This is a genomic window from Sulfurovum sp. (genome assembly GCF_041551015.1).
GTDB lineage: Bacteria > Campylobacterota > Campylobacteria > Campylobacterales > Sulfurovaceae > Sulfurovum.
The window spans coordinates 1-8,255 of the sequence record NZ_JBFENQ010000078.1; the positions used below are offsets into that span (position 1 = coordinate 1).

The following is an 8,255-nucleotide window of genomic DNA, read 5'->3' on the forward strand; positions in this document are numbered from 1 at the left end:
GAAAATATTTAGAACATGCACGTGTCTACTTTTTTAAACATGACAAAGTTAAATGCTACATCTCATCTGCAGACCTCATGCCACGTAATCTTGTAAGACGTGTAGAGCTTATGACGCCCATCTTGGAAGAAACACTTACACAGAAAATAGAACAAATTTTAATGTTACAACTTGCAGACAATTCCTTACGTTGGGAACTTCAAGAAGATGGAAACTACACTAAAGTGCCTTCTCTGGGTAAAAAGATAAACAACCATTGTGTCTTAGAAGAGTATGTAAACAAGATTCACGATAAAACAAAAAAAGAGACACCAGACTATGTAAGCCGTTTGGCCAACCGTATATTGAAGGATAGCTAATGATTGTAAAATTTAAAGAATGGACACCGAAAGTTGGGCCGAATGCTTGGATAGCAGAAGGCTCTTCAGTGATCGGACGCGTAACCATGGGGGAAGATTCTGCTGTATGGTTTGGGTGTGTGGTACGAGGTGATGTACATCACATTACTATAGGAGACAGAACCAATATCCAAGACCTAAGCATGGTACATGTAACACATCATAAAAAAGCAGATATGTCAGATGGACACCCTACGGTCATAGGTAATGATGTCACAGTAGGTCACCGAGTAATGCTTCATGGCTGTACCATAGAAGATGCCTGTCTGATCGGTATGTCTGCCACCATACTTGATGGTGCGGTCATAGGTAAAGAATCTATCGTAGGTGCTTCTGCTCTGGTGACTAAAAATAAAGTCTTCCCTCCTAGAAGTCTAATCATGGGAAGCCCTGCAAAAGTCGTACGTGAATTAACAGACGAAGAAGTAGCAGAACTTTATGCTTCTGCAAAACGTTATGTGAGTTTTAAAAATGAATATCAGTAAAAAGGCCACAGCAAAGAATGCAACAAATCATAACTAAAAGTTTACAAGACATGCTCTCTAAAGATGTCATCCTGTTCGTACTTAAAACAGGGTTCATCTCATTAGCGCTTACTCTACTGCTCACATGGAATATGTGGGGTGCATTAACAAACATTATCTCTTCATATCTCTCATGGATACCATGGGAGTGGTTACGAACTTCAGGTGCATCTGTAGCAACCTTTTCATTTGCCTATATGCTTTTTATTATCATAGTAGCATTACTGACGTCACTTTATAGTGAAAAATTACTCATTGCTTTGGCAAAAAAGCGTTACCCAAATATTCCAGTGGTCGGTACTGCAGATATCACTACTTCCATACTCTTGACACTGAAAGCCAGTATCGTTTTTTTGTTGCTCTTTATGCTCACACTTCCTTTACTTTTTATACCTATTTTTGGTCAAGTAGTCATACTTTATCTATGGTCTATTTTACTGAAAGAACCCACCATTTATGATGTAGGAGCACTCTTTATCAATGACAAGAAAGTACTGAAAGAGAAAAGAAAGAAAACGAGAATTTTAGCCATGATAGCGGCACTTTTTAACTATATACCATTAATCAATATCTTTGCTCCTGTGTTTGCACAGATACTCTTTCTACACCATATTCTAAAAGAAGAAAAATAACGTTTTCTAACTCTATTTTTCTTTTTTTACCCGTCTCTCTTTCTTACTAGAGACGGAAAAACGCAACAACTCATCTGCACTCTTAACATACTCTGGCAGTGTTTCTAAACTTTTTTCCATCACTTTTGCAGCACATACAGCATCACTAAAAGCACGATGATGTGTGGCGGTCTCTATCTCTAAAAAATCTATAAGATAGGCAAGCCCATAACGTTCACTCTCAAAAGTACGCTTTGCCAATTCAATCGTACATAATTGGGGATTACCTATGGCCCCTAAACCGAATCTGTCAAAAGAAGCATTCAAGAAATTGTAATCAAAATGTGCATTATGCGCTACAAATACAGCATCACCCATAAAATGGCGTAATGCTGTTAACGCCTCTTTTCGTGTAGGTGCACCGACAAGGTCTGTAGGTTCAATACCTGTGATCTTAGTAATATACTCCGGTAGAAAAGCACACTCCACAAAGGTTTCAAAACGGTCTATCACTTCACCATTCTGTAACATCACCGCACCGATCTCTATCACCTGAGAGGTTCCAGGCTTAGAGCCATTGGTTTCTATATCAATGACACAATAACGTTGTTCTTTATGTGAAGTAAAACATGTCTCAAGTCTATAGTGTTCATCATGTGCTTGTGTGATAGGGTAACCCGAAGCTTGAAGAAGTATGAAGATCGTTTCAGGATCTTCCAGTAGTGTAGTATGTTTGGTAACAACCTGTTTGTATTGTTCTTCGTGTAACATTCCGTTATTTTTACGAAATGCCGTGGTTAATTCTTCAAAGACTTTTTGCATTAGCGATAAATTGCTTCACTTTTTTAGGATCTTTTTTCCCTTTTATGGATTCTACGCCGGAACTTACATCTACCCCGTAAAAACCAAGTTGTTTGATTTGGGATACATTCTCAGGAGTTAAGCCTCCTGCCAAAATAATTTTAGAACAGTCTACACCATTGAACCATTCAAGATTCAAACGCTTTCCTGTACCACCATATGCTTCACTGTAAGCATCTATCAAGCGATATCTATGCTTAAATCGTATTAGGTCTTCTGGGCCTTTTGCACGTATTACAGGCAAAGTTTGTAATCCGATAGCATCCAAAGACTCTTCATCTACATCAAAATGGATCTGCGCACGCGAAATATCAGAATATTTACATACAGTGTCTATCGTCTCTATCCCTTCATTCACAAACAGACCCACTCTTTCTACAAAAGGGGGAAGTTGATCGATGATTCTTTTTGCTGCTGCAGGTGTGATGTAACGTGGTGATTTATTATAAAAAACAAAACCCAATGCGTCTGCTCCACACTCTACAGCATGTAAAGCATCTTTCAAATTAGTAATCCCACAAATTTTTACTCTCATATACGCTTCCCTTTTCCCTTATTTTAATTCAGAAATGGCTTTTTCTATGCCATCTGGATGTTTATAGACAAACGAACCAGCCACGACAACGCTGACACCTGCTGCCTCTAGCTCTTTTACATTTTTATCATTCACTCCACCATCTACTTCTATCAAACATTTTGGATTTCTCTTCTCTATCAGTGCCTTCAGACGCTGTGCTTTTTCCACGACCGAAGGAATAAACTTCTGTCCGCCAAAACCTGGGTTTACGCTCATAAGAAGGACCATATCCAGATCTTCAAGTAAAAACTCTATCGCTTCAGGTGGTGTATGTGGATTAAGCGTAATAGCAGGACGTATACCCAACGCACGTATTTTCTGTATAAGTCTATGAGGATGTTTCTCCTCTTCAATATGAAACGAGATGAACTCAGGTTCTAAAGGTGCGAACAGATCAACAAAAAATGAGTTATTCTCTACCATTAAATGTATATCAAGAGGCTTTGTTGCTGCTTTAGCAACTGCTTCAACAACGACAGGGCCTATCGTAAGGTTAGGCACAAAATGTCCATCCATAACATCGACATGTACAAGATCACACCCACCTTCACAAATGGCTGCAACATCACGAGCCAAATGTCCAAAATCAGCGGAAAGTATACTTGGGGCTACTAACATAAATATCCTCTTATCTTATTTTCATTTATTATAGCAAAATCAAACTTGTGACCTCGTGCCATCCTGCTATGATACGATATGATTTACAAAAGAATACTCTATAAAGACTTTCAAGAGAGTGCACCGTTTGGGTTCATTTTCTCTTTTCATGCAAAACAAAGAAGAAGAGGCACAAATACCTTAAGCAAATTTTATGTTCAAATTGTCTATAATCCCACAAAATATTCATCGTTTTACACTGAACTTTTAAAAAAGTGTAACTGGGACGATTAACTTAAAGGACATACTATGGCAAGAAAATGTGACATTACGGGTAAAGGCCCATTAACAGGAAACAACGTTTCTCACGCAAACAACAAAACAAAAAGAAGACAGCTTCCAAACTTAAGATCTGTGAAGATCACACTTGAAGATGGAACAACTCAAAGAGTTAAAGTTGCTGCTTCTACTCTCAGAACAATGAAGAAACACGCTGCTCAAGCTGCTACAGCTGAGTAAGTCCCTACTTTTGGGACTTCGGCTTTGAAAGCCACACAAAGATTTAAAAAGTTTCTCGGCTGGAGAGACACACACAAACCTCATATTACACTAAATGACGAGTATTATGGTCATTTAGCCCCTTTTAGACTTCCTCTTATACTTACTGTATTTGTTATGCTTATCGGTACAATGGGCTATATGCTTATTGATGGTTTTCCACTTATGGATGCCATTTATCAAACAGGTATCACATTTACTACTGTAGGTTTTGGAGAGATAAAACCCATTTCAGATATGGGACGTATTTTCACCATCACCCTCATCATCTTTGGCTTTGTTGTCTTCTCAATTGCCATAGGTATTATCGCAGAAGTCGTTAAAAAAGGTGAATTTCAAAAAACTGCTAAGGAGCGTAAAATGCTTTACGAAATTGCTAGACTTAAACAGCACTTTGTTGTCTGTTATCATAATGATTTTACCATAGAAGTAACTAAACAACTTCGTGCAAACCACATCCCTTTTGTGGTTGTTGACCCTAGAGAAGACATGGAAGAGATAGCAAAAAAATACCAATATCCTTACTTTGTAACAGCAGAACCACATACAGAAGAAGGTATCTTGAAGTCTCATCTCTCTTCAGCAAAAGGTGTCATTACATTGGCAGTTAACGTAGCAGACAACATTGCGACCATCGCTTCTGCCAGACTGTATGAAACAGAAATACACCGTGGTAAGAAATTCCTCATCATTGCCAATGCAAAAAGCAATGAAGATGATCAAAAACTTCTCAAACTCGGTGCTGACAGGGTTGTTACTGCAACAAAACTTATGGCACAACGTATCAATGCGATGGCAGCACGTCCAGACATGGAAAACCTTCTTCAAGAGTTCCTGTATAAGAAAGATACCCCTCTTGATATGGAAGAAGCAAAAGTCTCAAAAACATCATGGCTTGCACTTAAAAAAATAAAAGTTGCGCGTTTTAGAGACATTGCAAATGTGACAATCATAGGTATACGTCAAAAAGATGATAGATTCATCCCTATGCCTAAAGGTGATACGATCATTATGCCACAATCTAAGCTTCTACTTATCGGTACAAGTGAAGGTATTGCGAAAGCTAAAAATATCATCCGCAAAAAAGAAAAACCTGAAGAGTTGAAATATGTTTAAGTTGATCCCATTAGAAAACGGTTTAGAAAATGTAAAAGGGTTCTTCTGCGGTGCTACGAATGTAGGTATGAGAAAAGCCCCTGTAAACTCAGACCCATCTGCTATAGACGGTGATGTTGCTTTTATACGAAGTGAAGAGCCTTGTGATATCTCGTCTGTATTTACAAGCAATGCATTTCAGGCTGCACCTATAAAACATTATCAAAAATATCCTAGAGATTTTCAAACCAACTTTGTTCTCATCAATGCCAAAAATGCAAATGCGATGACTGGAGAAAAAGGTATAGAAGATATAGAGTCTATTATGTCTACACTCTCAAGTAAACAAAACGTACTTAACCCTGTAATGAGCTCAACCGGTGTCATAGGCTATCGTTTACCTATAGATAAAATAACCTCTGCTTTTGACAAACTTGACTTCAATGCTTCAAATTCACATCAAGCAGCACGTGCCATTATGACAACAGACAGCTTCAAAAAAGAGTTAGCCTTTCAAGTAGAGCTGGAAGATGGTAACTCTTTTAACATTGCAGCTATCTGTAAGGGTGCTGGTATGATAAACCCTGCTATGGCCACAATGCTCTGTTTTATCATTACTGATGCTGATATTCCTAAGTCTGACATGGATGAACTGCTTATAGAAGCAACAGAGAGTTCATTTAACCGTATCTCTGTGGACGGTGACACCTCTACAAATGACACTGTAATGTTACTTTCAAACAAGAAAAGTACCCATTACAACAAAAAAGCCTTTGCTGGGGCCCTAAATAAGATCATGTTTGAACTGGCTATGCTTATACTCAAAGATGGAGAAGGGGCAAGCAAACTTGTAGCCTTTGAAGTCAAGGGAGCCAAGAGTGAAGAAGAGGCCAAGAGAGCGAGTATGGCATTAAGTAACTCTCTCTTGGTAAAAACTGCGCTCTTTGGAGAAGATCCAAACTGGGGACGTATAGCCTCAACCGTAGGTGCATCTGGCATAGCGTGTGATGATGAAACCCTTACCATACACTATGATGACCTTCTCATATACTCTAGTGAATTTAGGGAGTTAGACAAAGTGCGTGAAGACAAAGCCTATGATATTATGAAACAAGAGCATTTTAAAGTCACATGTGACATTGGTTTAGGCGATGCCAGCTATACATCTTATGGTTGTGATCTAAGTTATGAATATGTAAAAATAAATGCAGAATACCGAACGTAAAAATTTCAATTTTAACTCTCTACTAAACACAAAGAAGTTATAATTATAGAATATATTAATACTAGGAATTAAAATGTTACACGAATACAGAGATGAAATACACGAGCTTAAACAAAGTAATGCACACTTTGCAAATATCTTTGATAAACACAATGAACTTGACAAAAAAGTTGAAGATGCTGAAGCAGGTCGTACAATTTTAACTGATATAGAACTTGAAATACTTAAAAAAGAAAAACTTCTTTTAAAAGATGAAGCTTACAAAATGATTTTAGACTATAAGAAAGCTCAGGCATAATCTTAAGTCTTTAACTCCTTATGGGCTTTTGCCCATATCTTAATCTTCTTACCCTACTAATAGCTTTAATCAATTATAGGATTAATCATGAAACTACTCTCACTTGTACTTATCCTACTTACAACATTTGGAATACAATAATATGGCAAAATTTAATAGCATAGAAGCACTTCCAAAAGCGCTTTTGGAAACACTCAATATACTAAACTTTACAACGATGACTGAGATACAAGAGAAGGCTATCAACCCTATCTTGGAAGGTAAAGACATCTTAGCACAATCCAAGACAGGTTCTGGGAAAACATTAGCCTTTGGATTACCCTGTGTGATGCATACGGATACAAGCAACTATAAACCACAGACTATTATCATTACTCCCACACGTGAACTGGCTGATCAAATAGCTGTTGAGCTTAGAAAAGTTGCAGCCTACAAGTCCAACCTCAAAATACTCACACTCTATGGTGGTGTTCCACTTCGGGCACAAGCCGAATCACTGGCCAAAGGAGCACATATACTCATCGGTACACCCGGACGTATACAAGACCACTTGGCTAAAGAGACACTGGTACTCGACAGCATTAAAACACTGGTACTCGATGAAGCAGATCGTATGCTGGATATGGGCTTTTATGATGAGATAGTCAAGATAGGTTCCAACATGCCACGGGCTAAACAAACCCTGCTCTTTTCAGCGACATTCCCTGAAAAGATAGAAAAACTTGCAAAAGCATTACTAAAACAGCCCGTTACAATAAAAGTAGATACCCTTCAAGAGAGCGATAAGATAGATGAAATAGTCTATGAGACTACTGACAAATTTAAAACACTCACAGCGCTGATCCAGTCCTATAAACCAGAATCACTCCTGATTTTTTGTAATACTAAAGCAGAAGTCATTTCACTTACAGATACACTACACCAACGTGGACATTCAGCTATAGACATACATGGTGACCTTGAACAAAAAGATCGTAACGAATCTGTCATCGCTTTCTCTAATGGTTCTAAGCGTATTATGGTTGCGACAGATGTTGCTTCAAGAGGTCTAGACATAAAAGACATTGAACTGGTCATTAATTATGACTTACCTTTTGACAAAGAAGTTTACACCCACCGTATAGGACGTACAGGACGTGCAGATGCAAAAGGTACAGCCATCTCACTCTATGGTCCAAGAGACAGTGAAAAATGCTCTTACATCACTTCTCAAGCACGTACAGCACAGATGAAAGACTTACGGGTAGATGCAGCATTTAAGATGGTGTCTGAGTATGATACACTTTGCATTAATGGCGGTAAAAAAACCAAACTTCGTGCAGGAGATATACTCGGTACTTTGTGTAAAGAGATAGGTATTGATCCAAAACTGATAGGGAAGATAAATATCACAGATACAAAGTCTTATGTAGCACTACATCATACGGTGATAGACAAAGTATTTAAAGCACTAAAAAAGACTACTATTAAAAAGAAGAAATATATAACTTGGATATTGAACTAATCTTCCA

Annotated in this window: 10 protein-coding genes and 1 pseudogene; 8 read left to right on the forward strand and 3 right to left on the reverse strand. The window is 38.0% G+C overall.

Annotated features, from left to right (window positions below):
- The 3 genes and pseudogenes from ABZC96_RS06275 to ABZC96_RS06285 form a co-directional block, all read left to right on the forward strand.
- Window positions 1-359 (forward strand): annotated as a pseudogene (locus ABZC96_RS06275) (RNA degradosome polyphosphate kinase); the annotation flags it as partial.
- A complete protein-coding gene (locus ABZC96_RS06280) occupies window positions 359-883 on the forward strand; it encodes a gamma carbonic anhydrase family protein (protein WP_373029852.1) in 525 nt (174 codons plus the stop codon). The pseudogene ABZC96_RS06275 and the gene ABZC96_RS06280, both read left to right, overlap by 1 nt.
- Window positions 884-900: 17 nt before the next feature.
- Complete coding sequence (locus tag ABZC96_RS06285; RefSeq protein WP_373029854.1) at window positions 901-1,554, forward strand: EI24 domain-containing protein; 654 nt, start codon at window positions 901-903, stop codon at window positions 1,552-1,554.
- 12 nt (window positions 1,555-1,566) lie between these two features.
- Here ABZC96_RS06285 and ABZC96_RS06290 read toward each other — a convergent pair whose 3' ends face one another.
- The 3 genes from ABZC96_RS06290 to rpe are packed head-to-tail and all read right to left on the reverse strand — an operon-like array spanning window position 1,567 to window position 3,589.
- A complete protein-coding gene (locus ABZC96_RS06290) occupies window positions 1,567-2,355 on the reverse strand; it encodes a 3'-5' exonuclease (RefSeq protein ID WP_373029855.1) in 789 nt (262 codons plus the stop codon).
- Complete coding sequence (locus ABZC96_RS06295) at window positions 2,339-2,929, reverse strand: phosphoribosylanthranilate isomerase (RefSeq protein ID WP_373029856.1); 591 nt, start codon at window positions 2,927-2,929, stop codon at window positions 2,339-2,341. The genes ABZC96_RS06290 and ABZC96_RS06295 overlap by 17 nt, the downstream gene beginning before the upstream one ends.
- Window positions 2,930-2,947: 18 nt before the next feature.
- A complete protein-coding gene (gene rpe, locus ABZC96_RS06300; protein ID WP_373029858.1) occupies window positions 2,948-3,589 on the reverse strand; it encodes a ribulose-phosphate 3-epimerase in 642 nt (213 codons plus the stop codon).
- Window positions 3,590-3,877: 288 nt separating this feature from the next.
- Between rpe and rpmB the strand changes: the two genes are divergently transcribed.
- The 5 genes from rpmB (at window position 3,878) to dbpA (ending at window position 8,248) form a co-directional block, all read left to right on the forward strand.
- On the forward strand, window positions 3,878-4,087 hold the full coding sequence (rpmB, locus tag ABZC96_RS06305; protein ID WP_373029859.1) for a 50S ribosomal protein L28: 210 nt from the start codon (window positions 3,878-3,880) through the stop codon (window positions 4,085-4,087).
- A gap of 24 nt (window positions 4,088-4,111) precedes the next feature.
- Window positions 4,112-5,242 (forward strand): TrkA family potassium uptake protein, encoded by a 1,131-nt coding sequence (locus ABZC96_RS06310; RefSeq protein WP_373029861.1) that lies wholly within the window; start codon window positions 4,112-4,114, stop codon window positions 5,240-5,242.
- Window positions 5,235-6,446 (forward strand): bifunctional glutamate N-acetyltransferase/amino-acid acetyltransferase ArgJ, encoded by a 1,212-nt coding sequence (argJ, locus tag ABZC96_RS06315; RefSeq protein ID WP_373029863.1) that lies wholly within the window; start codon window positions 5,235-5,237, stop codon window positions 6,444-6,446. Before ABZC96_RS06310 ends, argJ begins: the two co-directional genes overlap by 8 nt.
- Before the next feature lie 73 nt (window positions 6,447-6,519).
- Entirely contained in the window at window positions 6,520-6,744 is a 225-nt protein-coding gene (locus ABZC96_RS06320; RefSeq protein ID WP_373029864.1) for a YdcH family protein, read from the forward strand.
- Between the two features lie 142 nt (window positions 6,745-6,886).
- Entirely contained in the window at window positions 6,887-8,248 is a 1,362-nt protein-coding gene (gene dbpA / locus ABZC96_RS06325; RefSeq protein ID WP_373029865.1) for an ATP-dependent RNA helicase DbpA, read from the forward strand.
- The last annotated feature ends 7 nt before the right edge of the window (window positions 8,249-8,255 follow it).

Coding starts and splice junctions, on each gene's coding strand:
- ABZC96_RS06295 (WP_373029856.1), bottom strand. CDS start 2,929: ATGAGAGTAAAAATTTGTGGGATTACTAATTTGAAAGATGCTTTACAT.
- rpe (WP_373029858.1), bottom strand. CDS start 3,589: ATGTTAGTAGCCCCAAGTATACTTTCCGCTGATTTTGGACATTTGGCT.
- argJ (WP_373029863.1), top strand. CDS start 5,235: ATGTTTAAGTTGATCCCATTAGAAAACGGTTTAGAAAATGTAAAAGGG.
- rpmB (WP_373029859.1), top strand. CDS start 3,878: ATGGCAAGAAAATGTGACATTACGGGTAAAGGCCCATTAACAGGAAAC.
- ABZC96_RS06290 (WP_373029855.1), bottom strand. CDS start 2,355: ATGCAAAAAGTCTTTGAAGAATTAACCACGGCATTTCGTAAAAATAAC.
- ABZC96_RS06280 (WP_373029852.1), top strand. CDS start 359: ATGATTGTAAAATTTAAAGAATGGACACCGAAAGTTGGGCCGAATGCT.
- ABZC96_RS06285 (WP_373029854.1), top strand. CDS start 901: ATGCAACAAATCATAACTAAAAGTTTACAAGACATGCTCTCTAAAGAT.
- ABZC96_RS06320 (WP_373029864.1), top strand. CDS start 6,520: ATGTTACACGAATACAGAGATGAAATACACGAGCTTAAACAAAGTAAT.
- dbpA (WP_373029865.1), top strand. CDS start 6,887: ATGGCAAAATTTAATAGCATAGAAGCACTTCCAAAAGCGCTTTTGGAA.